Genomic DNA, 251 nt, shown 5'->3' on the forward strand with positions numbered 1-251 from the left:
GAGCCGGCGCCTACAAGAAGGTGAATCTCATCAATGAACAAGATAACGTTTTTCCGTTCTTTTAATTCGTTCATTAATTGTTTCATTCTTTCTTCAAACTGGCCTCTGATCCCTGTATTGGCGACGAGAGAAGCGACGTCAAGCAGGTAAAGCTCTTTGTTTTTCAATTTGTTCGGCACATCGCCCTCAGCGATTTTAAGCGCGAGGCCTTCTGCAATAGCCGTTTTACCGACGCCCGGCTCACCGATCAG

Annotated in this window: 1 protein-coding gene; it reads right to left on the reverse strand. The window is 46.6% G+C overall.

The window, feature by feature from the left end; genetic code table 11:
* Window positions 1-251: AAA family ATPase (locus R0K30_RS22810; RefSeq protein WP_410613226.1), on the reverse strand; the 251-nt coding region annotated here is incomplete at both ends.

The sequence above is a fragment of the Bacillus sp. SIMBA_154 genome, assembly GCF_046536015.1.
Classification (GTDB): Bacteria; Bacillota; Bacilli; order Bacillales; family Bacillaceae; genus Bacillus; species Bacillus pumilus_P.